This window comes from Streptacidiphilus jiangxiensis, assembly GCF_900109465.1.
GTDB lineage: Bacteria > Actinomycetota > Actinomycetes > Streptomycetales > Streptomycetaceae > Streptacidiphilus > Streptacidiphilus jiangxiensis.
This window is the reverse complement of sequence record NZ_FOAZ01000020.1, coordinates 83,074-107,054: the sequence shown is the minus strand read 5'-3', so window position 1 is coordinate 107,054 and position 23,981 is coordinate 83,074. Positions and strand designations below refer to the sequence as shown.

18 protein-coding genes and 1 pseudogene are annotated in these 23,981 nt (G+C 71.3%); 6 read left to right on the top strand and 13 right to left on the bottom strand.

The genetic code is table 11. The features are described from left to right. Positions 1 to 147: 147 nt before the first annotated feature. The gene (locus BMY61_RS31940) at positions 148 to 1,209 is read right to left on the bottom strand and encodes an aminoglycoside phosphotransferase family protein (RefSeq protein WP_075004142.1); all 1,062 of its coding nucleotides are present in this window, start codon (positions 1,207 to 1,209) and stop codon (positions 148 to 150) included. A 233-nt stretch (positions 1,210 to 1,442) separates the two neighbouring features. Here BMY61_RS31940 and BMY61_RS31935 point away from each other — a divergent pair, with 233 nt between their 5' ends. Then, a complete protein-coding gene (locus BMY61_RS31935) occupies positions 1,443 to 1,730 on the top strand; it encodes a Thoeris anti-defense Tad2 family protein (protein WP_082014967.1) in 288 nt (95 codons plus the stop codon). A gap of 453 nt (positions 1,731 to 2,183) precedes the next feature. Continuing rightward, positions 2,184 to 2,846: a collagen-like protein gene (locus BMY61_RS48495; RefSeq protein ID WP_075004141.1), complete on the top strand. Its 663-nt coding sequence runs from the start codon at positions 2,184 to 2,186 to the stop codon at positions 2,844 to 2,846. A 395-nt stretch (positions 2,847 to 3,241) separates the two neighbouring features. On the opposite strand, the gene BMY61_RS31925 is transcribed toward BMY61_RS48495, so the two are convergent. The 3 genes and pseudogenes from BMY61_RS31925 to BMY61_RS31920 all read right to left on the bottom strand — a co-directional run bounded on the left by BMY61_RS31925 (position 3,242) and on the right by BMY61_RS31920 (position 8,428). Then, positions 3,242 to 4,399, bottom strand: a complete 1,158-nt coding sequence (locus tag BMY61_RS31925; protein WP_042446713.1) for a lactonase family protein — start codon at positions 4,397 to 4,399, stop codon at positions 3,242 to 3,244. 332 nt (positions 4,400 to 4,731) lie between these two features. Continuing rightward, positions 4,732 to 4,960: pseudogene (locus tag BMY61_RS48870) on the bottom strand (IS701 family transposase); the annotation flags it as partial. A 147-nt stretch (positions 4,961 to 5,107) separates the two neighbouring features. Further along, positions 5,108 to 8,428 (bottom strand): AfsR/SARP family transcriptional regulator, encoded by a 3,321-nt coding sequence (locus BMY61_RS31920; protein ID WP_161791243.1) that lies wholly within the window; start codon positions 8,426 to 8,428, stop codon positions 5,108 to 5,110. On the opposite strand from BMY61_RS31920, the gene BMY61_RS31915 reads away from it, so the two are divergent. After that, a complete protein-coding gene (locus tag BMY61_RS31915; RefSeq protein ID WP_042446716.1) occupies positions 8,330 to 9,289 on the top strand; it encodes a catalase in 960 nt (319 codons plus the stop codon). The two genes, BMY61_RS31920 and BMY61_RS31915, sit on opposite strands and share 99 nt — an antisense overlap. A gap of 4 nt (positions 9,290 to 9,293) precedes the next feature. Then, positions 9,294 to 10,835: a GMC family oxidoreductase gene (locus BMY61_RS31910; protein WP_042446718.1), complete on the top strand. Its 1,542-nt coding sequence runs from the start codon at positions 9,294 to 9,296 to the stop codon at positions 10,833 to 10,835. A 137-nt stretch (positions 10,836 to 10,972) separates the two neighbouring features. Here BMY61_RS31910 and BMY61_RS31905 read toward each other — a convergent pair whose 3' ends face one another. After that, a complete protein-coding gene (locus BMY61_RS31905) occupies positions 10,973 to 11,596 on the bottom strand; it encodes a TetR/AcrR family transcriptional regulator (RefSeq protein WP_042446721.1) in 624 nt (207 codons plus the stop codon). A gap of 121 nt (positions 11,597 to 11,717) precedes the next feature. Between BMY61_RS31905 and BMY61_RS31900 the strand changes: the two genes are divergently transcribed. Next, positions 11,718 to 12,458, top strand: coding sequence for an SDR family NAD(P)-dependent oxidoreductase (locus BMY61_RS31900; protein WP_075004140.1), 741 nt, complete (start codon positions 11,718 to 11,720; stop codon positions 12,456 to 12,458). Between the two features lie 158 nt (positions 12,459 to 12,616). Further along, complete coding sequence (locus BMY61_RS31895; protein WP_042446723.1) at positions 12,617 to 13,282, top strand: peroxiredoxin-like family protein; 666 nt, start codon at positions 12,617 to 12,619, stop codon at positions 13,280 to 13,282. 363 nt (positions 13,283 to 13,645) lie between these two features. On the opposite strand, the gene BMY61_RS31885 is transcribed toward BMY61_RS31895, so the two are convergent. The 8 genes from BMY61_RS31885 to BMY61_RS31855 all read right to left on the bottom strand — a co-directional run bounded on the left by BMY61_RS31885 (position 13,646) and on the right by BMY61_RS31855 (position 23,814). Further along, positions 13,646 to 13,849, bottom strand: coding sequence for a hypothetical protein (locus BMY61_RS31885; protein ID WP_042446728.1), 204 nt, complete (start codon positions 13,847 to 13,849; stop codon positions 13,646 to 13,648). Then, positions 13,846 to 14,145: a Ku protein gene (locus BMY61_RS48865; RefSeq protein ID WP_369405951.1), complete on the bottom strand. Its 300-nt coding sequence runs from the start codon at positions 14,143 to 14,145 to the stop codon at positions 13,846 to 13,848. The genes BMY61_RS31885 and BMY61_RS48865 overlap by 4 nt, the downstream gene beginning before the upstream one ends. 250 nt (positions 14,146 to 14,395) lie before the next feature. Continuing rightward, positions 14,396 to 16,465: a SpoIIE family protein phosphatase gene (locus BMY61_RS31880; protein ID WP_052438634.1), complete on the bottom strand. Its 2,070-nt coding sequence runs from the start codon at positions 16,463 to 16,465 to the stop codon at positions 14,396 to 14,398. 353 nt (positions 16,466 to 16,818) lie between these two features. Further along, the gene (locus BMY61_RS31875; protein ID WP_042446734.1) at positions 16,819 to 17,253 is read right to left on the bottom strand and encodes a CBS domain-containing protein; all 435 of its coding nucleotides are present in this window, start codon (positions 17,251 to 17,253) and stop codon (positions 16,819 to 16,821) included. Positions 17,254 to 17,397: 144 nt separating this feature from the next. Beyond that, positions 17,398 to 18,657, bottom strand: coding sequence for a glutaminase A (gene glsA, locus BMY61_RS31870; protein WP_082014969.1), 1,260 nt, complete (start codon positions 18,655 to 18,657; stop codon positions 17,398 to 17,400). A 61-nt stretch (positions 18,658 to 18,718) separates the two neighbouring features. Further along, positions 18,719 to 20,527 (bottom strand): SLC13 family permease, encoded by a 1,809-nt coding sequence (locus tag BMY61_RS31865; protein WP_042446736.1) that lies wholly within the window; start codon positions 20,525 to 20,527, stop codon positions 18,719 to 18,721. Between the two features lie 27 nt (positions 20,528 to 20,554). Beyond that, entirely contained in the window at positions 20,555 to 22,255 is a 1,701-nt protein-coding gene (locus tag BMY61_RS31860; RefSeq protein ID WP_052438635.1) for an AbgT family transporter, read from the bottom strand. After that, positions 22,255 to 23,814 carry a leucyl aminopeptidase gene (locus tag BMY61_RS31855; protein ID WP_042446739.1) on the bottom strand — a complete coding sequence of 520 codons (1,560 nt, stop codon included), beginning with the start codon at positions 23,812 to 23,814 and terminating at the stop codon, positions 22,255 to 22,257. Before BMY61_RS31855 ends, BMY61_RS31860 begins: the two co-directional genes overlap by 1 nt. Between the last annotated feature and the right edge of the window lie 167 nt (positions 23,815 to 23,981).

Below are 23,981 nucleotides of genomic sequence, written 5' to 3'. Positions count from 1 at the left end.
GCATACGGCTGCGCGGCGGTCATCCGGCGCTCCCGGGGTTCACCAGGCAACTCAGCGTGTCCCGGGTCCAGAACAGGACCAGTTGCAGGGTCCTGCGGGCGCACGGTGCACGTGACGTCATGGTTGAACAAGCAGCGCTGCGACGCATTACCGGCTCGTCGCCGCGGCCCGGATCGCACCCCGCACGTGCACGAGGTCCATCCGCAGGCACCGCAACAACTCCCGCTGCGCCTCGCCTGCCTCTGACCGGTCCAGCCGCCTGGTCTCGCCGATGAGCTGCAGGAGCAGCGCGAGCAGGAAGCCGTCGCGCACCGCCAGGCCTCCGCCGAGGGCAAGATCCCGGATCCGACGGCGCGCGTCGGGGTCGCAGCCCAGGGTCATCCACAACGTCGCCAGGTCGTAGCCCGGCAGGTACCAGCCCGCGCACGACCAGTCGACGAATACCGGGCCCGACGGCGCCAGCACCACGTTGCGCAGCATCGCCTGCCCGTGGCAGAACTGCGCAGGCGCGCCCACCAGTCCGCGCAGGAGGCGCTGGATGCAGGACAGGTCGCTCTCCGCGATGTGTCCGTCGTGGTGATACCGCGCGAGAAGTGCGAGGTAGTCGAGACGGCGCTCGAACCCGTCGCCGGCCGGCCGCCACATGTTCAGCTTCGCGACCGCGCCGAGCACCGACAACACGGCGCCCGGCACCGGGGCCTGGGCGGGATGGCGGTACGGGGCGGCGAGCCGGCCCGGCGCCCGCTCGGTGATCAGGACGCCGTGGGTCGGATCGGCCGCCAGCAGCCGCGGGACGCGCACCGGCGGACGCTCACGCACCAACGCCCGGGCGACCACGATCTCGTCGGCCAGCGCCGAGGAGACCGCCGAGGTGTCCGGGTGTGCGGACAACCGGCACTTCGCCACTGCGCTGACCTTGTTGTAGGAGCCCGTCAGCACGACGTGCTCCGCGCTCGTGTAGTGGACGCGCTGCAGGGCGAACCCAGGGCTGAACGCCTCCGCGCGCGCGATGGCGTCCAGAACCGCCGGCGGGCAGGTCGCGCCTCGGTCGAACAGCGCGCCTGTGCCGGGTCCCGCTGCTGCCTGCCGTGCGGGAACGGAAGCGCCGTGCTGCGCGCCGGCCGCGCGAAACGTTCCGGCGCGGTGCGCCGCGGGAGCCCCCGGACGGCTGGCAGAGTCGGATTCACGCGTCATCGTGGGAGTCGCCATGCCCTCAGATCCCTCCGCCTGCCCGTCATGCCGATGGGCATATGCCAAAATCAGATGCACCTCTACTTCACACCCGTCCGGGTCCTCAGCGTCAGGTGGCGACCCCTGGCGAACCTTGGCGAATCTATGCGGTAGGCACATGCCAAAAGTGGCCCGTGGCTGTGGTGTGCTGTCTCCTGGCGCGCTTCGCGTGCGGGCTGCAGGGACGGCGTGGTCGGTCGTAGCCTGAGTGAATGAGCAGAAGCGGCAGGGCAGTTGAGCTGATGTCGTTCGGCGCGGTCCTTCGGGCGCTGCGGTCCGGGCAGCGGTGCGCCCGGCTCAGTTGGACGCTGCCGGGCAAATACATCGTGCTGGTGGGCGGCGCGGACGCCGATCCAGCTGCCGGCCTTCCGCGGATCGACCCGTTCATCGGTTTCCTGGAGGCCGATGGGACGTTCGCGCCGTACGCCCCGTCGTCGCGCGCGCTGCTGGCGCGGGACTGGTACGTCGGCGTGTCCGGCCAGTACGCCGACCGGGCGTGACGCTCGCCCCCAGGGCACGTGCGGCGTTCAGCAGCAGCTCGCGGCGACCGACTCAGCATCCAGGGGCGCACTGTGCGGTGGTACATGGACCAGCTGATCGAACTGGACGCGCCCGTGGAACGGGTGGGCGGTCGCTACGGCGGATGCCGGCCGGCACCAGCCCCCGGCGGGTGCCCCACAGTGCGCCGAAGCCGACGAGCCGCTCATCGCGTCCGGCCGGCGGCCACCGTGACGGCCTGACGTTCCAACTCGACGGCGCCGACCTGATGGTTCATCAGTGGCTTGCCATGCGCTGTGCGGGTGCGGACGGATGAAATCACTGAGGGTCTGTCAGCCGACCGAGTGAGACATTCCCGGCCGAGTTTCATCGAAGGCTGGGACCGGGGAGCGTGATCGCCGGAACGGCACGTTCTTCATACATTCACACTTAGCGTGGAGAGGTAAGGCCGCATCATGCCCAGGGGCTATGAGAAGTCTTCCGAGCGCAACGCATTTCGGCAGACCCGGGCCGTCTGCGCCCTGACGGTACTGGCAGGGGTCGCCTGTGGCGGCGTCGCGCTCGCGTCGCCGGCGGTCGCCCAGACGTCGCACCCGCAGCTCGCACGGCTCGCGCAACCCGTGCAGCACAACGATCCGTCGTGCGACTGCGACTGCTGCGGGGAGCAGGGGCCACAGGGGCCGCAGGGACTCCAGGGGCCGATCGGCCCTCAGGGCCCCGCAGGACCGACCGGCAGTGCAGGGCCCCAGGGCCCGGCAGGCCCCACCGGCAAAACCGGGCCTCAGGGGACCGTAGGCCCGACCGGCGCCACGGGCCCGGCCAGCCCCGACATCAGCGCGGTGTTTGAGGGCGAGACCGAGCTGTGGGCGAAGGCTCCCGGCAGTGGTCTCACCTACCTCCTGGACAGCCGCAATCCGGGCGTGTGGGTGAACATCTCGGGCCTGGCCAACTATCCCGGCAACGTGACCGACGTCCAGACGTCGGTGCAGGGCAACGATCTGCACGTCACGGTGCTCAATCCTTCCAACGTCGTCGCCGAGACTGTCTGCACGGTCAACCCCGGTCCGGTCACCGCGGCCAGCTGCACCGCGTTCACCACGCTGCCGCCCCGGCCGTAAGTCCCCCGGACGCCAGGGGACGCAGTGCGGGCAGCTCCTCCAGGAGCTCGGTGACCGCCCGCCTGCGAACTGCGGTCGCGCAGGGTGAGCAGGACCTCCTCGGCGACGCTCGAGAGCCTCGCCCGACCAGCACTGATCAGCTTCACGCCCCAACGGATTCATCCCCGGGACTGCCGCTGCCCACGGACGCCGAACGCGGCCTGCGCGACGAGTGGCTGAGGCGAGCGTGGCCGGCCCGGAAGCCTCAGCCACACACCATCGTGTGCTCGGTGCAGTTCGACGAGCTCACGATCCCGGTTGAGAAGCAGAGCCAAGGATCAGACACTCCCCGCGTCGACGCGAACGGCGCGACGTGCTGGTGGGCGGTCCCGCCCACCAGCACGTCGGGCACGGGTTCAGGTGGCGGCGATGCCCTCGCTGCCGGCGCCGCCCGGAATGTTCACGGAGTCGAACTGGGTCAGGGTTCCGTCAGGGTTGACGGCGAACTCGTCGATGATGCCGTTGACTCCGGTCTGGACGTAGACGAAGCGCCCGTTGGGCGAGGCCGTCGCGTCGATGGTGCCCGGGTCGGTACTGGCGTAGCCCAGGGCAGTGAGGTGGCGGCCGCGGTCCGAGGCACGGAAGCCACTGATGCTGCTGCTGCCAGCGTTGGAGGTGTAGAGCAGGTCGCCGATGGCGACCACCCAGCAGGTGGCCGACTGGCCTGTCGCGGCGAAGGCCGTCTGCTGAGCCGTTCCGTCGCGGTGGATGTCGATGGTCGTCAGGGCGTTGGGGCCGGCCTCGGTGAGGAAGACGCCGCGGCGGTCGTTGGGGACGAAGCCGAAGGGGACTGCGCCAGGGAGGTTGGTGACGACCGGGGAGTCGGACGGGGCACCGGAGTCGTCGATGGCGAACACGTCGAGGTTGTTGCCGTTGGCCTTGGTGGTCACGACCAGTTGAGAACCACCGCGGGCGAAGCCGACCTGGCCGGGGGTGTTGGTGAACTGCGGGGTGGCGTTCGGGTCGAGACCGAGGCAGCGGTGCCAGCGGTCCTGCTTGGTCAGATGGTCGCCGTCCACGGTGTAGCCCTGGATGGAGCCGCCATCGAGAGCGTTGAGGACGTAGACGAGGTGGTCGTGGACGGCGACGCTGACGGGGAAACGGCCACCGGAGTCGACGACCTGGCGCAGCCTCAGTCGGTCACCGTCGACGGCGAAGACCGAGACGGTGTTGCTGCCGGCGTTCACCGCGTAGAGGAGCCTGTGTTCGCGGTCGTAGGTCAGCGAGCCCTGGGAGGCCAGGTGGTCGGCGACGGATCCCGTCAGCCGACCGCCGAGGCCGTGGGTGTCGTAGGTGCCCGCCTGGGTGAGCCGCCCCTGCGCGTCGCTGGCGTAGGCGACGATCTGGTTGCCCGACAGGCTGTTGGTCTGGGCGAAGACTGCGTGCCAGGCGTCGGCGTGGCGTGTGGCCGAGTTGCCCGCCGCCGGGGCGCTGGGAGCGGACATGGCCAGGGCGGACGCCGTGGCCAGAGTGGTCGCGAGGGACAGACTGAGGCGGCGAGAGAGAACGGGCATGCTGAGGGCCTCCAGGTGCGGCGTTGCGGGGGTGGAGGGTCCTCGTGGGCGCGTGTTCCCGACTGCCGGCGTCGTGGCGAGGACCTTGAGTGCTGCGATCGCAGAAACTCCGGTGCCGTCACCGGATCGAGGGGTCAGTGTCGGCGTACCTTAAGTGACGATACGTCACAGAATGCTGACATTCGAACACCGCCTCACCGGCGAGCCGCGATGGGGCTTCGGCTCGCAAGGGCTCGGACCAGGTGGTCCGGGGTTGGGGGCTGGACCACCTGGAGGACATCTCCGGACATGGAGAATGCCCCGGCCGGAGCAGCTCGGGAGGTCTGCAGACGGGGTGCACAGGCGAGGTAGGAGGCGGTCTCGTCGGGCTTGGTCAGGCTGCGGCGGGCGAGCACCAAGCGCCGGCGGACCGGCTGGTCGCCGTCAAGTCCCACACAACCGGGAGGCGGGCGGCCGCCCAGGCGTAAAAACGCTCACGCTTGGCTCCGGGGCCGGCGGACAGTTGTTGCCAGGCGTCGGGCGGTCGAGGCGCGGGCCGTGGACCTGCTGGGACGTGGGCAGAGGTGGCGTGCGCGGGGTCGACGGCAAGCAGCCGGGAGGGTGCGGCGAGGGCTTGGAGGGCGGCGGCGACCGTGTCCGGGGCGAGCCGTGACGACGCCGGGAGCGGGATGTGCCGCATGACGCGCACGAGGCTGAGTTCAGGACGGTTCAGCAGAAGGCCGCCCACACGGAGGGACCGTCGAGAAGTGCGGTGGCGAGCTGGTCATGTGGGCGCTGCAGGAGGGTAGCGACTGCTCGGCGCCCGAGGGGTTCGAGGAGACGCGTTTGCAGGTCTTGTGCTTGGTCGAGGTGTCGCTGTGTCTCGGCTGTCGAAGCGAGGGCGGCCAGTCCGAGTGCGGCGACGGCTCGACGGTCGAGGGGCGCCGTGGTCGTCTTCCAGACGCGGCGGAATCCGGTGCGGGCGTCGTCACGGCGGCTCTCGCGGAGTGCCAGCACGGCACGCAGGTTGGCCGCCCCGGCGCGGAGGTCGTCCGAACTCAGGTCGTCTGCGAGGCGCTGTACGTCCGCCAGTCGCTCCTCGGCGGCGGTCCGATGGTCTTCGGCGACGTCGAGGTAGGCGATGCGGAGCAGGACGTATGCCCATCGCGTGCGGGCGCCGATCGAGTGGAAGGTGGAAGCGGCCTCGGTCCAGTGCCGGCGTGCGCTGCGGTGCAGGCCGCAGCTCTCGTCCGCGTCACCGGCAAGGGTGAGGGACCAGGCTCGCGCGAACCCGTCGCCGGCATCCTGTGACGCCTCGATGGCGGCCGACGCGTGATGGCGGGCGGCCTCGCCGTCTCCCTGGTGGAGGCAGTGGGTGGACCACTTGGTCTGCAGGACGACCCGTTCCCAGTGCAGGTCCGTGCCTTTCAGCGCCTGATCCGCGGCTGCGAACTGCTGACTCAGATCGCCTCTTCCGCTCATCATCCCGTAGAGGGGTACGTAGCAGCGACCCAGGGCCTTGAGCATCGGGCTGGTCGCGGCGCGCCAGACTTCTTCGTGACGTCGGATGAACTCGGCGGCCTCGGCGTGCCGACCGGTCTCGTGGCAGAGCCACACCAGCCAGGCTACGGCGGAGAAGAGGGCCCATTCCTCGTCCTGGTCCCGGGGCGCCGTGGTGGCCGGCCGCGACTGGGCGTCATAGGCCTGCAGACTCCGGCGGAGCGGCTCGATGCCTTCTTCCTCACGGCCGCTGACGAACCAGTAGTACCCCAGCCGCGCCTCCGTCAGGAGCGCGTCGTCGGCACGGGAGCGGAGGGCCATGAGCTCCGAGGCCGCCCTGAGGTTGGCGAACTCCTCGGTGATCCGCCCGGCCCACCAGCCCTGGTCGCCGGAGGCGATCCCGGCACAGGCCGCACGGGCGTAGTCGGCGGCCCAGTCCATGAAGCGCCGTTCGGCCTGTGGTGCGAAGCCCGATTCCCGCAGGCGCGCGAGGGCGTATTCGCGCACCGTCTCCAGCATGCGGACCCGGCGGCCGAAAGGTGTCCTCACCGGCACCAGGAGCGAGGCGTCGACGAGCCGTCCGACGGCTGTCAGCGGCGCGTGTGCCGCGCCCACCGATGGTGATGCCGCGACGCCCTCCGCATCGGCCAGGGTGCTGCCGCTGACGTTCAACGCCAGGTGCATCAGTAGCCGTTGCTCCGGTTCGTCAAGGAGTGCGTAGCTCCAGTCGAGCACGGCACGCAGGGTGCGGTGGCGAGGCGGCGCGGCGCGGTCGCCCTTGGCCAGCAGGGCGAAACGGTCGTCCAGTCGCGCCTCGATCTCCCGGACGGACAGCAGCCGGACGTGGGCTGCGGCGAGCTCCACCGCCAGGGGCAGACCGTCCAGACGCCGGCACAGGCCGCGGATGTCGCGCATGGTGCCTTCGTCCGCGGTGAAGGACGGATCGACCAGGGCGGCGCGCGCGCTGAACAGTTCCGCGGCTTCCTTGTCGGGCAAGGGGTCCAGCGGGTAAAGCGCTTCGCCGACCATGCCCAGGGGCGACCGGGTGGTGGCCAGGACCGTCAGCGCCGGACATGTGGTCAACAGCGTCGCGACGACTGCGGCTACGCCGTCCAGCAGGTGCTCGCAGTTGTCCAGCGCGAGCAGGACCCGCTTCCCGGTCAGAAACGAGGTGAGCCTGAAGAGGTGGCCGTGGGACCGTTGACCTGGACGCGCGGCGGCATCGGACAGTCCCAGCGCCGCCGCGATCGCAGCCGGGACGGCGTCTTCGCCGACCGCTGCCAGGTCCACCCACCACACCGCTTCGTACTCCGGGCGAAGCAGTGCACATGCCTCCAGTGCCAGCCGCGTCTTGCCGACGCCGCCCGGACCCAGGACGCTCACCAGCCGCTCCCGATCAAGGAGTGTCCGCAGGGCATCCAGGTCGGCGCCGCGGCCGACGAACGAGCCCAGCGGCCGGCGCACGTTTCCCCCCGCAGTTCCGGCAGCTCCCTCGGCTTCGGCGGTCTCCGCGACAGTGGTGAGGGGTGAGCGGGTGAGGGGTGAGTGGACGTCCGCGTCCGCCGTGCGGAGCGCATACAGGGCCTCATCCTGACGAAGGATCGCGGCGTGCAGGTCGCGCAGGTCCGGCGAGGGGTCGGCGCCGAGCTCGTCGCGCAGCAGCCGGCGCCCGCTTTCGAAGACCTCCAGCGCTTCGGCGTGTCGTCCGCCGCGGCAGAGCGCGAGCATCAGCCGGGCCCGTGACCGCTCACGCAGTGGGGTCTGGGAGACCAGTGTCTGCAGTTCTTGGACCGCACTGTCGGCCCGGCCGAGCTCCAGCGCCGCCAAGGCGGCGTCCTCCAGTGCAGCCAGCCGCAAACCGTCCAGGCGGGACCGTTCACGGTCGAACACCGCGCCCGCTGTGTCGGCGAAGGCCGGGCCGCGCCAAAGTTCCAGAGCCTGGCGCAGCATCAGCTCGGCGTTGCGGTGGTCGCCTGCGTCCAGCCGGCCTCTGCCTTCGCGGATGCCGGATTCGAACTGCGTGACGTCGAGGCTGTCCTGCGCGCGCAGGACGAGCTGGTAACCGCCGTGGCGGAACAGCAGCCGGTCGTGCTCACCGCCCGCGGCGAAGACCGCACGGAGCTTGGCCAGCTGAACTTGGAGCGCGTTGACGGGATCCTTGGCGCTGCGTTGTTCCCAGATGTCGTCCACGAGGTCGTCGCGCCGCACCACGTCGCCGCGCGCCAGGAGCAGCCGCGCGACGATGGCGCGGGGCACCGCGCCGGGCAGACGCACCGCTCCGGCATCACCCACCACGTCGAGGGGGCCGAGCAGACGGACGCGCATGCCGCACATTGTCGCATCCGCGACGGCCTCCGGAAGCAGACGGAAAGGCAGCGGAAAGGCAGGCGGAAAGGCCGGGGGAAAGCGCCGGGAAGGCGGGCGGAAAGCGGCAGCCTCGATCGTCGGATCATGACTCACAACACGGCGAACACTCCCCTCGATCCACCGACCCCGGCGCAGATGGTCGACAGCATGGAACGCATGGCCGGAGCGGTGTATCCGGGGCATCGGCGCTCCTCGGCTCGGGGCGCGTGCTTCAGCGGCGTGTTCACTCCCACCGGCGCCGCTGCGCAGCTGACCGTCGCCGCCCATCTCCAGCGCCGACCGGTCCCGGTCACCGTGCGGTTCTCGAGCTCGGAGGGCAACCCTCACGTTCCGGACTCCGCGCCGGTGACCCGCGGCATGGCGGCACGTTTCCACCTGCCCGACGGCACGCACACCGATCTGCTCGGGATCACCGTGCCGCTGTTCGTGGCGTCCACGCCGCTGGAGTTCTTCGGGCTGACCGAGGCCCTGCGGCCGAATGCCGAGAGCGGGCATCCTGACCCGTCCAGGGTGCAGGAGTACGTCGCGGCGCACCCGCACCTTGCCGGGCCGATCACGCAACAGCCGCCGGTGCCGGCCAGCTACGGCACCGCCGCGTACTGGGCGATCCACGCGTTCATCTGGGTCGACGCTGCCGGAGGCCGACGCCCGGTGCGCTACCGCTGGCAGCCTGCGGCGGGACGGATGAACCTCACCCCTGAGGAGGCAGCCACCTGCGCGGACGACTACCTGAGCGGGGAACTGCACGAACGGCTGCGCCGAGGGCCGGTCGCCTTCACGCTCCACGTTCAGCGCGGCGAGCCGGGCGACCCGACCGACAACCCCACCGTCGCCTGGCCGGCCGAGCGCAGCGACGTCGCCGTAGGGCAGTTGGAGCTGACCGGGCCCGTCGACGACCAGGAGTACTGGAGCGCGCAGCGGTTCGATCCGGGGCACCTCACCGCCGGCATCGAGCTCTCCGACGATCCCGTGCTCGCCTTCCGCTCCCGGGCGTACGCCGAGTCCTACCGCCGACGCAACGAGAACGAACCGAAGGGCATGTGAACTCATGAGCGAATTCGACTACGTGGTCGTCGGGGGCGGGACCGCAGGCTGCGTGATCGCGGCCCGTCTGTCGCAGGACCCGGCGAACAGGGTCCTGCTCCTCGAAGCCGGCGAGGACGAGGTGCCCAGCGACCCGTTGGACTACGTCGCCATGTGGGGTTCGTCGGTGGACTGGGCCTTTCGCAGCGTGCCGATTCCCGGGCTGGACGGGGTGACCATCCCGGTGCCGCGGGGCCGGATCATCGGCGGCAGCAGCGGCATCAACTCGATGGTGCACGTGCGCGCACACCGGTCCAGCTACGACGCGTGGGAGCAGGCGGGGGCTGTCGGCTGGGGCTTCGACCAGCTACTGCCGTACCTCAAGCGCAGCGAGAGCGCCGCGGGCAAGGACCCGCGGTGGCGCGGCACGGACGGGCCGATGGTGGTCGCCCCGGCCCCGACGGCGAAACCCGGATCCTTCCACCACGCCTGCTACCAGGCCGCGGTCGAGGCCGGGAGCCCGGCCACCGCGGACGGCAACGGCGAACAGGCCGAAGGGATCGCCCATCTCGAGCTGAACATCGTGAACTTCGCCCGGCAGAGCGCCGCCGACGCCTATCTCGCTCCGGTCACCGGACGGCCGAACCTCGACATCGCCGTCTCCGCCGTCGTGCAGCGGCTTCTCTTCGAGGGCCGACGCTGCGTGGGGGTCGAGTACGTCGTCGAGGGCCGGACGCACCAGGTCCGAGCGGCCCGTGACGTCGTGCTCTCGGCCGGGGCGATCGGCTCACCCCAGCTGCTCATGGTCTCCGGGGTGGGGCCCGCCGAACACCTGCGGCAGGTGGGCGTCGACGTGGTCCACGACCTGCCCGGTGTCGGCAGGAACCTCCAGGACCACCCCTTCGCCCAGGTGACGTACACGACGCCGGAGCCGATCATCCCCGACGGCCTCCCCGACATGGCACACACGATGCTGCGCAGCACCCCGGATGCCGACCCGGATCTCCAGTTCGTGTTCCTGCACTTCCCGATGCCGCACCGCAGCCCCGGGAGCACCGTCGAGCCCTGGGGCAGCTCGGACTGGCGGCCCGAACGGCTCGACGGCTACTCGGTCCTGTTCTCGCTGCAACGGCCCCGCAGTCGCGGTCGCGTCGGCCTGGCCGGCCCGACGGTTGACACCGCCCCGCTCATCGACCTCGGGTACTACTCCGACCCACGCGACCTCGACCTGATGGTCAAGGCGCTGCGGATGGCCCGGTCCATGGGCGAGGCGGAGGCGCTCAGCCGGTGGCGGATCAGCGAACTGACTCCCGGATCCAGCGCCGTGCGCGACGCGGAACTGCGGGACTACGTGAAGCTGGCGACCGGCTCGTACTTCCACCTCGTGGGAAGCTGCGCCATGGGCACCGGCGGCGATGCGGTCGTCGACCCCGAGTTGAAGGTCCACGGTATCGAGGGCCTGCGGGTCGCCGACGCGTCGGTCATGCCCTCGATCGTCGCCGCCAACACGAACGCCACGGTGCTCGCCATCGCCGAGCGTGCCGCCGAGATCATCGCAGGTCGTTGACGCTGTGGTGGAGCGCAACCGCCCTGTCGGTTGCGCTCCACGTCGCCGGCCGAGATCGGGCACCGGGGCGGAGGTGGGAGATCCACGGAGCAGGTCAGGGCGGTAGCTGAGTACGAGGTGACCGCTCTTGGCCCGGCCTACGGTTGCGCCGTGTGGGCGGCAACGTGGTCGATCATGGCCTTCAGGGTGACTTCCAGCGGGCGGACGTCGCGGTGGATCTGGGTGAGCAGGAGTCCGCCCTGGAGGGCGGCGAGGATGGTGAGGGCGAGGTCTTCGGGGTCGGCGGCCAGTTCGCCGCGTTCGTGCATGGCGTGCAGGCCGCCGCGGATGCCGGACTCCCATCGCTGGAACGCGCCCGAGACGGCGACGCGGGCCTTCGGATCGGTCTCGGCCAGCTCGCCGCCCAGTGATCCGATCGGGCAGCCGCCGCGGCATTCCAGGTCACGCTGGTGCTGGACGAGGAAGCCGCACCAGGCCCGCAGGCCCTCGATGCTGTCCAGCCGGGCCAGCATGGGTTCCTGGCCGCCGACGACCGTCTCGTCCTGGTAGGCGATCACGGCCAGGACCAGGGCCTGCTTGTCAGCGAAGTAGTGGTACAGCTGCGAGCTGCTGGCCTGCGCTGCCTCTTTGACGTCCTCCATCGTGGTGCCTGCGACGCCGTTGTCGAACATCAGCTGCGCGGCTGCGGTCACGATGCGCATCCGGGTCTGCTCACCCTTGCGGGTCAGCTTCGCGGGTCTGGGTTCGGTGCGCGTGGTCATGGATCCAGCATAACGCCGTTTTTGGATTGGACAATCCATTTTTATGGGCGAATAGTGGATCGGGCAAGCCACTCCGGGGCTCAGCAGAACCCCGGGGACGCACGTCCAGTGGAGGGTTGCCATGGAACTCACCGGCAAGATCGCCCTGGTGACCGGATCGACCAGCGGCATCGGCCGCGCCACCGCCCGGGCCCTCGCGGCCCGCGGCGCCCACATCCTGGTCTCGGGCCGCGACGCGGAGCGCGGCGCGAAGACGGTGGCCGCCATCCTCGCCGACGGCGGCCAGGCGGACTTCCTGCCCGCCGACCTGCGTGACGCCGAATCGGCACGCGACCTGGCCCGCCGCGCCGTCGAAACAGCCGGCCGGATCGACATCCTGGTCAACAACGCCGGCATCGGCGCCTTCGGGCCCACCGACGCCGTCACCGAGCAGGACTTCGACGCCACCTACGCCGTCAACGTCAAGGCTCCGTTCTTCCTGGTCGCCGCCCTGGCCCCGGCCATGGCCGAACGCGGCGAGGGCGCCATCGTGAGCCTGACGACCATGGTGGCCGGCTTCGGCCGGCCCGGCATGGCCCTGTACGGCTCCAGCAAGGCCGCCGTGTCCCTGCTCACCAAGGCCTGGGCCGCGGAGTTCGGCCCGCACGGCGTGCGCGTCAACGCCGTCTCCCCGGGCCCCGTCCGCACCGAGGGCACCGCGCCCATGGGCGAAGCCCTGGACCAGATCGCCTCCCAGGCCCCTGCGGGACGCGTCGCCGACCCGAGCGAGATCGCCGAGGCCATCGCCTACCTCGTCGGCAACCAGGCGGCCTTCGTCCAGGGCGTCGTGCTACCCGTCGACGGCGGTCGCGCCGCCATCTGAACTCCCCCTCCCGGGTCGGCCTGGGCAGCCACACAGGCGCGTACGAAGGCTTCCAGGCCAGCCCCACGAGACCCCGTTGCACCACACAGCCCACTGTCCCGCAGACCCGCTGTCCCGCAGACCCGCTGTCTATCACTCACACAAGGACACCCCTGCTCATGACCACCACCGGCTCCACCGTCGCCGCGCAGATCGACGCCATGCACCACCAGTCCGCCGGCCGGCTGCCCGCCGACGTCCTGGCCGCCTTCAGCGACGAGCAGCAGCAGCTCGACGCTGCCGGGGTCCCCGCAGGCGTCGCCCCGGTCGGGTCCGTGATGCCCGACGGCGACCTGCTCGACGTTCACGGCGAACCCACCACCCTCACCGCGGCCCGAGACGGCCGACCGGCCGTGGTCGTGTTCTACCGCGGAACCTGGTGCCCCTACTGCAACATCGCCCTGCGCGCCTACCAGGAGCAACTGCAGCCCGCCCTCGACGCGCGCGGCGTCGCCCTGGTCGCGATCAGCCCGCAGACGCCCGACGGCTCCCTGACCATGCAGCAGACCAAGGAACTGACCTTCACGGTGCTGTCCGACCCCGGCAACCAGATCGCCCGCGCGTTGGGCATCCTCACCGCCCCCACCGAGTCCGTACGCCAGGCCCAGGCCACCCTCGGACTGGACCTCACCACCGTCAACGCCGACCGCACCCCCGGGCTGCCGATGCCGACCGTCGCCGTCGTCGACGCCACCGGCGTCCTTCGCTGGATCGACGTCCACCCCAACTACGCCACCCGCACCGAACCCGCCGCCATCCTGGCCGCCCTCGCCACTCTCGACTGACGGGCACCCACGCCACACCGACGCCGAACCCTGCGTGACCCAGTCCCGCCACGATCCCCGGGCTGTTCCGTCGGAGTGTCCCCGATGGAACAGCCGGACGGCTCCCGACCGGCGGGATCCGGCCCGCCTTGGCCACGCCCGTCCGGCCGGCGGGGCTGCTTCACGCGCGGCTACGCGGCGGCCTTGGCCTCTGCGTGGACAACGGCCGCGACGTGCACGGCCGCGCGCAGGCTCTGTGCGGCGTGTCGTGCCTCCGCCTCGCTGCGAAGCCGGTCAGGGCGAAGAGCAGCTCGTCGGTGTCCTCGCGGTACAGGGCGAGCGTCCAGTCCTGGGGGCCGTCGTGGGTGAGGGTGAACAGGAGCTTCATGCGCTCCCCCATTCGTCGGGTCCGCCGCCGCGCCACTCGACGGTGTCGAGGTCGTAGACGTCATGTTCCTCGAGGAGCAGCAGCAGATCGTCGAGGTCGACGGCGACTCCGATGTCCTGGCCGTCGACGTTGACGGGCCGGCCGGGTCCGTTCGCGGTTCCCGCTTCCGTTCCGTGGACGATGACGCGGTGAGTGCTCATGATGCTCGTCGTGGCGGCCGCTTCTCGGACGCCGACTGCTCCGTGTCCTCAACGGTGAGGACCACCGTCAGGCCGCCGCGTTCCCGGCCGCGGGCCGTCTCACCTTGGCGAAGTTCGCGGTTCTCGGCTCCGCAGTCCTTACTCTGGCGGATCCGCCCGGCGTCTTCGCGGTGGCACGCGTGGAGCCCTGGCCCGTGTTCGCTCCCGATCACCGAGTACCGGGCCACAGGCCGGCCGACGAGGCCGAACGTGATCGCGCCCGTGAAGGAGGGACTGCCGGCTGCTGCGGTGGCCATACGGTCACGCTACGACTGTGTGCAAACCAGCGCCCGTCGATCACGAGTGAACGGGCCTGGACGTGGCACGGGCAGTGACACGACGTCCTCCGGCTGCCTGCGGGCGCCGTCGGGCCGGCCCCGCGCATCCCGAGCGCGAACGGACCCGGCAAAGGCGGCAGCACGAGGAGCCACCCACACGTCCTTTCCGCACGGCACGCGGCCGACGAGCCCGCCACTGGTGGACCAGGCTGGTGGTGCTGATCCACCGTCAGGGCGGATCGGTGCCGACGGCGACGTGTTGTTCGACCCAGACCGTCTTTCCCTGGGCGGCGAACCGGACGCCCCACCGGTCCGCGAGTTGCGACACGATGTAGAGCCCGCGGCCGCCCTCGTCGGTGGTTCGGGCGTGGCGCAGATGAGGGCTGGAGGCCTCGCCGTCGCTGACCTCGACGCTCAGACGGTCGGCGTGGATCAGGCGCAGACGGCACGGCGGTTCGCCGTAGCGGACGACGTTGGTCACCAGCTCGCTCACCACGAGCTCGGTCGCGTACACAGCCTCCTCCGACAGTCCCCAGCGTCCCAGCTGCGTCCGCACCAGCGACCGCGCCTGCGCAGGGGCTCGCTCGTCGGGCTCCAGGTTCCAGTCCGCGGAGGCGTCGAGATCCAGTCCGATGGCCCGGCCGAGGAGCAGCATCACCGCCCCTGCGTGCCGGGCGTCGGCCGAGGCGTGCAGGGTCTGGTCGCACTGCTCGCGCAGGGGGCGGCCGCCGGCGGCGACGAGGTGGGCGTGCAGGGCCTGCGGGCCGAGGGAGGCGAAGAGTGCCGGTGTGGTGAGTGCCAGCACGGTGCCGTCGGGGACGGGCATCCTGGTCGCGGCGAAGGGAGCGGTCTCGGAGGTCCCGAGGGTCGGCCCGTCCGGGAGGTCGACCTCGGCGAGGGTTCCGTCCCGGGAGACCAGGACCAGGCCTGGGTGGCCGGCGCGGGCCGCGGTGAGGGTCCCGGAGACCGGGTCGTACACCGCGTAGAGGCAGTTCGCCGTCAGCGCCTGCTCCCGCAGCGGGTCGGCGGCGGGAAGCGCGCGACGTTCCGCTGCCAGTTGCCGGGTGGTCTCGTCCAGGCGGGCCAGCAGCTCGTCCGGTTGCAGGTCGAGCGAGGCCAGGCAGCGCAGCGCGGTGCGCAGCTGGCCCATGGTGGCGGACGTGTGGATCCCGGAGCCGTCGACCTCGCCGATGACGAGCGCGGTACGGGCGCTGGACAGTGGGATGACGTCGTACCAGCCGCCGCTGGCCGAAGGTGTCGCCAGGTGGCCCTGCGCGGTCTCCAGACCGACGGCGGCCTGCGGTGCCTGGGGCAGGAACCTGCGCTGCACCGTGGCGGCGACCGCGTGCTCGCGGGTGTAGCGGCGTGAGTTGTCCAGGCACAGCGCCACGTAGTCGGCCACCGTCGCGGCCAGCACGGTGTCCTCCTGGGTGAAGGACGGCGACCCCTCGAACCGGTAAAGGCTCGCCAGGCCGAGCAGCGTGCCCCGCAGCAGGAACGGCACCACCAGCACGGTCGCCGGCACTTCCCCGCGCACCGCGGCGGCGTGGTCCGCACTGGCGTGCAGCCAGGCCGGTTCGCCCGCCAGGGTGACCGTGACCGGCCTGCCCTGCGCCAGCGCGAGGCCGACGGGCGATGTCGCGTCCGGCGGGTGCGAGGACCCGAACGGCCCGCTTCCGGTGTCGGCGCCGCGACGTTGCACGGCCGCGCCGTGCAAGGCCACGAACGGCGGTAGCGGGAGCAGTGGAGGGTCGTCGCCGGTCATCAGCGCGTCGACGATCTCCACGACCACCGCGTCGGCCATCCCGCCTGTCAGGACCTCGGCCAGTTCACGGCAGATCTCGACCGCGTCCAGTGAAACACCGACCCGTGCGCGTACCGCGTCCAGGGCCTGTGAGCCCGCCTCGGCGACCACCAGTTCCGTCACGTCCACTACGGTCGCTGCCAGCCCGAGGACCGCCCCCGCCGGGGACCGCAGCCGGAACAGCGACACCGAATACGTGCGCACCGCCGCCGTGGGCGGGTCGAGGAACGCCCTCACACGCCGTTCCAGTACGGGCCGCCCGTCCTCGAGCACCGAACGCGCCAGAGCCTCCACCGAATCGGGATCCTCCAGCGCGAAGACCTCCCGCAGAGGGAGACCGACCAGTTCTCGGGCGTCACGCCCCCGCATGGCCGCCGTCGCCGGATTGATCCGCACCAGCCGCAGTCCGGCATCGAAGATGTGCAGCCCCTGCGGCGACTGACTGAACAAGGCCTCCAGGGTCAGCCCCTCGGCCGGCTCCTGTGCCCGGTTCACCGGTCCCACCCGATCACCTGGCTCGCCCTTCCGCGAGAGGACCGGCTGCGTCGCGGGCGGTGCGTCGCGGAGCACCCGACGGCCTCACGCTCATCCATGACCACCATGATCCCCCAGCCACGATCCGGCGCACCGCATTGCGGCACGTGCGCGCCGCCCTGTTGTCACCGATCCCCGCGGCGAGGACGTCGATCGGTCCTCGCCCGCACGGGCTGGACGGCCCGGGCAGCGAACCCTTTTTCCGCCCGAAGCCGGGCCGACCGCGCCGGCATGGGACGAAGGCGACACTGCGCGGGCGATGAGTGCGGGCCAGGACGTTGGCTCCTGGCCCGTACGTCCGAGCGGTCAGCTCGTCAGTGCTTGACGAACATGCTGTCCATGAAGTCGATGATCTGCTGATCGGTCACGCCCTTGGCCATCTTGTGCCCCATGGCCAGGTCCTTCTCCGTGATGATGCCGACCAGTCGCTCGTTGTCGATCACGGGCATTCGGCGCACCTGGTGCTGTTCCATCTTGAGCAGCACGACGTCCAGATCGTCGTCAGCCCGCACGCAGTGGACGTGGCCGGACAGCTCGATCGCCTTCATCCGGTCAGGGTCCTTGCCTGCGGCCAGACAGTCCATCACGATGTCGCGGTCCGTGATCATGCCCTTGAGCTTCTGGTCGGGGCCGCAGATCGGCAGGGCTCCGACGCCCTTGGACCGCATCATCATGGCGGCCGCACGGACGCTCTCGTCGGCGTCGATGCACTGGGCCCCGGCGTGCATGATGTCGCGCGCTGTGATCATCGCTTTCTCCTCTCGATGCCGGACCGTACCGGCTTGCTCACGTTAGGTACTGGTACGCATGTGCGCGACCGCAGAGCGACGAGATGCCTGCACCGACGCATCGTGTGGACGCCGGCCGGGACGGACGGCGGGCAGGGCAGCCATCTACGACCACTTCGATTCCGAGTCCCGTCGCCCGAAGGCTCGGCCGGCGCGGCCGACCAGACGGATCGGACGCCCCGCGGCCTCGATCCGTTCCAGGGTCGCGGACACCACGGCCACGGCCGCGCCGTCGACCGTGGAGACCCGTTCCAGGTCGAGCACGATCGGCTCCGCACCTCCGGCCGGCAGGCAGTGCCACAGGGTGTGGACCAGCCGTTCGGCGGCGGTGAAGTCCAGGGACCCCTGCGCCGTCACGACAGGACCACCCGTTCGAGGATCTCGCCGAACCACGGTGACCGGAGGCGCGCTCGGAGCGGGATTGTGCAGCAGATGGAGGCCGAATCGCGCCGACAGCTCACGCAGGGCGGCCACCGCGCGCACGGGGCTGCCCACCGCGTCCAGCGGCGGGCTGTAGCACGCGACGCCGAACCGCCCGGGGCTGACCGCGAGCAGCCCGCCCGACACCCCGCTCTTGGCGGGCAGGCCCACACGCAGCATCCAGTCGCCCGACGCGTCGTACATCCCGCAGGTCGCCATGACCGAGAGCACCTGGACGGCAACGGGTTCCGGGACCACCTGCTCGCCGGTGACCGGGTTGCGCCCGCCGTCGGCCAGGGTCGCGGCCATGACCGCCAGGTCGACGGTGTCCACCAGCACGGAGCACTGGCGGAAGTAGACGTCGGCCGCCTCGGCCGGATCCAGCCGCAACCGCCCCGAGGCGCGCAGCAGGTGGGCCAGGGCGCGGTTGCGGTCACCGGTGGCCGCCTCGGCCCGGTGGACCGTCTCGTCGACGTCGAGGGAACGGCCGGCGAAGCGGCCGAGGACGTCCAGGATGCGGTCGAAGCGCTCCTCGTTGTCCGCCGCCCGGATCAGGCCGGTGGTGGCGATCGCACCCGCATTGATCATCGGATTGGCCGGACGACCGGTGCCCGGTTCCAGGCTGATGGCGTTGAAGGCCTCGCCGCTCGGCTCCGCGCCCACCCAGCGGGTCGTCTCCTCCAGACCGAGGTCGGTCAGGGCCAGGGCAAAGACGAACGGCTTCGAGACGGACTGGATCGTGAAGCGGACGTCGGACTCACCAGCGCGGTAGCAGTGTCCTTCGCGACTGACCAGGGCGAGACCGAAGGCCGCGGGGTCCGCCAGCGCCAGGGGTGGGATGTAGCGCGCGACCTCCCCTGCCTGGTCGGCTGCCAGGCGGTCGCGGAGGTCCGCCAGCGCCTCACTGATCACGTCCGGCACGGCTCCGGTGGCCCCGCTCGTCATGCCCCCATGCTTGGCCGGGCCGGGACGGCCCGCAACGCGGGGCTCAGGGCGCCGCACGCGCTCACAGGGGCCAGGCCAGCGGCACGACGCCCATCGCGACCACCAGGTACCAGCCCAGGATCGGCAGGCCGAACTTCCAGTAGTCGCCGAAGCGGTACCCACCCGGGCTCATGACCATCATGTTGGCTGCCGTGGCGACGGGGGTGAGCAGCGCCGCAGCAGCCGGGACGGCCACGCACATCAGGACCGGGAGCACGGAGACGCCCGCGTCCTGGGCGGCGCTGACGGCGACCGGGGTGACGATCAGCGCGGTGGCCATGTTGCTGATGAACTGCCCGAGCACGGCGGTCAGGACGAAGACGGCGAGCAGCAGCAGCCGTCCGTTGCCGGACGCGGCCGAGACGACGAGGTCGGCGATCATGTCGGCGGCCCCGGACTCCTTCATCGCGACGGAGAGCGGGAACATCCCGCCGACGATCACCAAGGTGGTCCACGAGATGCCTGCGTAGGCCTGCGGGACGGTGACGGTCCGCGCGGCCACCAGCAGCAGGGCGGCCAAGGTGGCGGCGACGGCCGGGGCCGCGGCTCCCGTGCCGAGAAGGACGACCATGCCCGCGAGAACCGCGAGGGCCGCCAGCGCGGGCCGCCCAAGGGGCGCGGTCTGGCTACGGACGGCCTGCGGCCGGTCGACGACCAGGAACGTCCGCCCGCGCGCGGCCTGGTCGAGCTCGTCCCAGCGGCCCCGGATGAGCAGACCGTCCCCTGCGGCCAAGGTCGTGGGCCGCGGGCCGACCTCGGCGCCCGCTCGGTGGATCGCGAGCACCGAGAGGTCACCGCTCGCGCTGGCCATCCCGGGAAACGCGGTCGTGCCCACCAGGGCCGACCGGGGGCTGACGACCAGCTCGACCAGCCCGGCGTCCCGGTTGACCAGCACGTCCGCCAGATGTTCGTGCAGGGGCGGCGGCAGTGGTTCGAGGCCGTGGGCCCGGCCGAACGCGGCGACGTCGTCCTCGTCGCCGCGCAGCACGACGATGTCGCCCGCCTCCAGCGGCGCGGCGCCGCGCGGGTCGTGACCGTCGGCGGTCATGGCGCCGACCACCAGCACGCCGGACGGGGCCTGTGCCGCGAGCGCGTCGAGCGGGGCGCCGACACCGTCGGAGGCGCTGGTCACCTGGACGGCCGCCGATCCTTCAGCGAGCGCGTAGTGGTCGATCAGGGTGCGGGCGTGGCGGCTCAGGTCGGCGGGGATCGCGTCGGGTGTCCGCTCGGGCAGGAGCCGTGGCCCGAGCAGGACGGCGATGGCCATCGTGCCGGCCAGCACCGGGACGCCCACGAGCGCGAACTCGAAGAAGCCGAACGGCCGCGCCCCGGACTCGCTCGCCGCCTCGGAGACGATCACGTTGATCGGCGAGCCGATGAGCAGCAGCAGGGAACCGGCGTGGGCGGCGAACGCCAGCGGCATCGCCAGCCGGGAGGACGGCACCCGCAGCCGCACGGCCAGCAGCACCGTCATCGGCAGCAGGGCCGCGACCGCTCCGTTCACCGTGATCAGCGCCGTGAGCAGGCCGGCCGCCGCCATGGTGAGGACCAGCAGCCGCCGCGACCCGGCGCCCACGACGGAGGCGAGGGCGCGGCCCGCCCACGCGGTGACCCCGGTCGCCTGGAGCGCGGTGCTGACCACGAACAGGGCGGCGACGAAGGCCACCACCGGGTCCCCGAACCCGGCGAAGACCTGATCGGTCGTCAGGACGCCGGTGGCCAGCAGCGCCAGGGCGGAGCCCAGCGCCACCAGCTCCACCGGCAGCCGGTTCCACACGAAGAGGACGACCACCACGCCGAGCACGACGAGGCAGATCGCGGCATGGTTCACGACGTCACCGCCTCCGGTCGCCGCAGGTCAGATCTTGACCGGTGCGCCCGGGCCCATGGGGATGCCGATCAGGTACCAGATGACGAAGAAGAGCAGCCAGGCGACGCCCACGACCACGGTGTAAGGGACCATCAGCGAGATGACGGTGCCGACGCCGGCCTTCTTCTTGTACTTCTCGCAGACCAGCACGATGAAGGGCAGGTAGACCATCAGCGGGGTGATCACGTTGGTCGGCGAGTCGCCCACGCGGTAGGCGGCCAGCACCGTCTGCGGTGCGACGCCGAGACGGATGAACAGCGGCACGAAGATCGGTGCGAAGATCGCCCACTTGGGGATGATGCCGGGGATGATCAGGTTCAGCAGGTAGGTCACCAGGATGAACAGGATCAGCAGCCACAGGGCCCCGATGTTGGCGCTCTCGAGCTGGTCGGCCAGCTTGACCGCGGCGACGGTGGCCATGTTGCTGTAGTTGAAGTAGGCGATGAACTGGGCGATGATCAGCAGCAGGAAGATCAGCCCGGCCAGGCCGGCGAAGGTCTTCGTGATCGCCTCCATCGCGGCGGCGCTGCCCTTGAGCGTCTTGGCTCCGGCGCCGTAGGCGAGGCCCATGACCAGGAACGCGATCATGATGATCACGATCAGGCCGTCCATGAAGGGCGAGTCCTCGAAGAGGCTGCCGGTCTCGGGGTTCCGCAGCGGCGCTCCGGGGATGAACGCGAGCAGCGTGACGGCGATGATCACGGCGATCAGGGCCAGGCCGGCGAACCGCAGGCCGCGTTTCTCGGCGGCGGGGTCGGGCCGGTCCTCGCTCTCCAGCACGGCGCCCGGGCCCTCGTAGCGGCCGAGCCGCGGCTCGATGATCCGCTCCGTGATGAAGGTGATCACCGCGGTGAGGAAGAGCGTCGACCCGATGGCGAAGTAGTAGTTGGCCGTCAGGTTGAGCGACTCGCCGGGCTTGACCAGCTTGATCGACTGGTTGGTGATCTCGGTGATGATCCCGTCGACCGGTGCGATGAGGATGTTCACACCGAACGCGGCGCTGACTCCGCCGAACGCCGCCGCGATGCCCGCCAGCGGATGGCGTCCGGCGCCGATGAACGCGACCGCGCCGAGTGGGATGAGCACCAGGTATCCGGCGTCGGTCGCGATGCTGGACACGATGCCGGCGAAGACGATGATGGCCGTCAGCGCCCAGGCCGGCGCCCAGCCCACCAGCTTCCGGATCAGCGTCGCGATCAGCCCCGACTCCTCCGCGAGGCCGACGCCGACCATGACCACCAGGATGACGGCCACGACGCCGAAGTCGTTGAAGTTGTGCGTCATGGAGGTGAAGAGGAACCGCACCCCGTCACCGGAGAGCAGGCTCTCGACCTTCTTGGTCTCCAGCACCGTCACGTAGTCGTGGGTGTACTGCGAGGCCGGCGGCAGCCCCGTGCCCGGGTACTCCGTGCCGCCGGCGTACTCCTGCGTCGCGGGGGCGGGGACGGACTGCGCGGTCTCGTAGGTGACGTGCACGTTGAAGGCGGACAGGATCGCGGACAGCACGATCACCAGCACGCACAGCAGCAGGAAGATCACGGCCGGGTGCGGGACCTTGTTGCCGACCCGCTCGATCAGGTCGAGGATCCGCTGCATGCCGCCGCCGGACTTGCCGGCCTCGCCCTTCCCGACGGCGGTGGCGGAACTCCCCTCATCGTCACCCGAGTTGACCGAGGCCAGCGCGCTCATCAGCGGCTCACCTCGCTGACGCCGCGCACCGCACTGCCGCTCTCGGCGGTCGTCGGCGGCGAGAAGTCCAGCGCGAACCGGGCCAGCAGTCGCGCGCCGAAGCCGGTGCAGCCCTTGGTGCGCCAGGAGGCGGCGCGGTCGTTCTGGGCCGGGCCGGCGATGTCGATGTGGGCCCAGGGCCGGCCGGCCACGAAGTCCTCGAGGAACAGAGCCGCGTGGATGGCGCCGCCGTTGGGGCCGCCGATGTTCTTGATGTCCGCGACGTCCGAGTCCAGCTCGGCCCGGTAGCGGCGGGACAGGGGCAGCTGCCAGGCGGGCTCGTCGACGTCGGCGGAGGCGTCCAGCACCTGGTCCACCAGTCCCTGGGCGTTGCCGAAGACACCCGCGATCTCCGCGCCGAGTGCGCGCATACAGGCTCCGGTCAGGGTGGCGATGTCGACGATGGCGTCGGTGGGCTCCTCGGTGGCGAGGACGAGGGCGTCCGCCATGACCAGGCGGCCCTCCGCGTCGGTGTTGAGCACCTCGACGGTCGTGCCGCCGCGGATCCACAGGATGTCGCCGAGCTTGGTGGCAGAGCCGGAGGGCATGTTGTCGGTGCACATCAGGTAGCCGGTCACCGCCGTTCGGCAGCCGAGACCGGCCAGCACGGACATGGCGGCCAGGATGGCCCCGGCGCCGGACATGTCGTTCTTCATCGTCGCGTGCACCGCGTCGGCCGGCTTGAGGCTGATCCCGCCGGAGTCGTACATGATGCCCTTGCCCACCAGGGTGAGCCGGCCCCGTGGCGGGCCGTCGGCAGCGGACGGCTGGTAGGTCAGCTTGATCATCCGGGCCTCGTCGACGCTGCCGGCGTTCACGCCGAGCAGTCCCCCGCAACCCATGCGCCGCAGCGTCTCCTGGTCGAAGACCTCCACCCCGAAGCCGGTCTCCCGGCCGAGCTCCTGCGCGCAGCGCGCGATGCGCTCGGCGTTGAGCAGGCTCGGGGGCGAGTTGGCCAGGTCGCGGGAGAGCAGGGTCGCGCGCGCCATCCACCAGCCGCGCCGGGCCCCGCGCTCGCCGTCGGCGCGGGAGGCGTCGGGCAGCACCAGGGTCAGCGACCTCACGCCTGTGTCGGTCGGCTCGGTCTTGATCGGGTCGAAGGAGTAACGCGCCATCAGCGCGCCCTCGACCAGCGCCTGTGCCGCCGCCTGCGCGTCGAGGCGGTCCGACTCGGGGACGGCCATGACCAGCCGGGCCTGCGCGCTGGTGGCCAGGGCGAACGCGGCGGCCGCGTCGCGCAGCGCGGCCATGCCGAGCACGTCGGACGGCCCGGTTCCGTAGAGAACCACCGGACGGCCGCCCCGACCGGGGACCAGGAGCGTCTCCCCCACGCGGCCGGTGAACCCCGCCGCGGCGAGATCGGCCGCACCGAGCCCGAGCGGCCCCGGCGGCGCCTCGCCGGCGGCGAGCGGCACGCCGAGCACCCCTGCCGTCGTGTCGTCGGCGGACGCGACGACGGCGAGTTCGGCGGGGCGTCGCCATGAGGGAATGGGATCGAACTCCTCGGCGTCGACGGCCATCTTCGGCTCCTCCTGGGCTCGCGCTCCCCCGCCCGTGCGGGGTGCACGAGCGGGGCGGGCCAGACCCAGTGGTCCCACAAACCTCGAAGCTCCACACATGGGCGCGCCGCCGGGTGCGCCGACCGGGTGACCACGGGCGCCGGGGCCCGGAAGCCGGGCGGGGAAAG

Bases quoted from the DNA above. Each gene is read 5' to 3' on its own strand.
- BMY61_RS31940 (WP_075004142.1), bottom strand. From the start codon at position 1,209: ATGGCGACTCCCACGATGACGCGTGAATCCGACTCTGCCAGCCGTCCG.
- BMY61_RS31925 (WP_042446713.1), bottom strand. From the start codon at position 4,399: ATGCCCGTTCTCTCTCGCCGCCTCAGTCTGTCCCTCGCGACCACTCTG.
- BMY61_RS31905 (WP_042446721.1), bottom strand. From the start codon at position 11,596: ATGACCACGCGCACCGAACCCAGACCCGCGAAGCTGACCCGCAAGGGT.
- BMY61_RS31855 (WP_042446739.1), bottom strand. From the start codon at position 23,814: ATGGCCGTCGACGCCGAGGAGTTCGATCCCATTCCCTCATGGCGACGC.
- BMY61_RS31920 (WP_161791243.1), bottom strand. From the start codon at position 8,428: ATGCCCCGGATACACCGCTCCGGCCATGCGTTCCATGCTGTCGACCAT.
- BMY61_RS31875 (WP_042446734.1), bottom strand. From the start codon at position 17,253: ATGATCACAGCGCGCGACATCATGCACGCCGGGGCCCAGTGCATCGAC.
- BMY61_RS31935 (WP_082014967.1), top strand. From the start codon at position 1,443: ATGAGCAGAAGCGGCAGGGCAGTTGAGCTGATGTCGTTCGGCGCGGTC.
- BMY61_RS31895 (WP_042446723.1), top strand. From the start codon at position 12,617: ATGACCACCACCGGCTCCACCGTCGCCGCGCAGATCGACGCCATGCAC.
- BMY61_RS31915 (WP_042446716.1), top strand. From the start codon at position 8,330: ATGACTCACAACACGGCGAACACTCCCCTCGATCCACCGACCCCGGCG.
- BMY61_RS31910 (WP_042446718.1), top strand. From the start codon at position 9,294: ATGAGCGAATTCGACTACGTGGTCGTCGGGGGCGGGACCGCAGGCTGC.
- BMY61_RS31860 (WP_052438635.1), bottom strand. From the start codon at position 22,255: ATGAGCGCGCTGGCCTCGGTCAACTCGGGTGACGATGAGGGGAGTTCC.
- glsA (WP_082014969.1), bottom strand. From the start codon at position 18,657: ATGACGAGCGGGGCCACCGGAGCCGTGCCGGACGTGATCAGTGAGGCG.
- BMY61_RS31900 (WP_075004140.1), top strand. From the start codon at position 11,718: ATGGAACTCACCGGCAAGATCGCCCTGGTGACCGGATCGACCAGCGGC.
- BMY61_RS48495 (WP_075004141.1), top strand. From the start codon at position 2,184: ATGCCCAGGGGCTATGAGAAGTCTTCCGAGCGCAACGCATTTCGGCAG.
- BMY61_RS31885 (WP_042446728.1), bottom strand. From the start codon at position 13,849: ATGAGCACTCACCGCGTCATCGTCCACGGAACGGAAGCGGGAACCGCG.
- BMY61_RS48865 (WP_369405951.1), bottom strand. From the start codon at position 14,145: ATGGCCACCGCAGCAGCCGGCAGTCCCTCCTTCACGGGCGCGATCACG.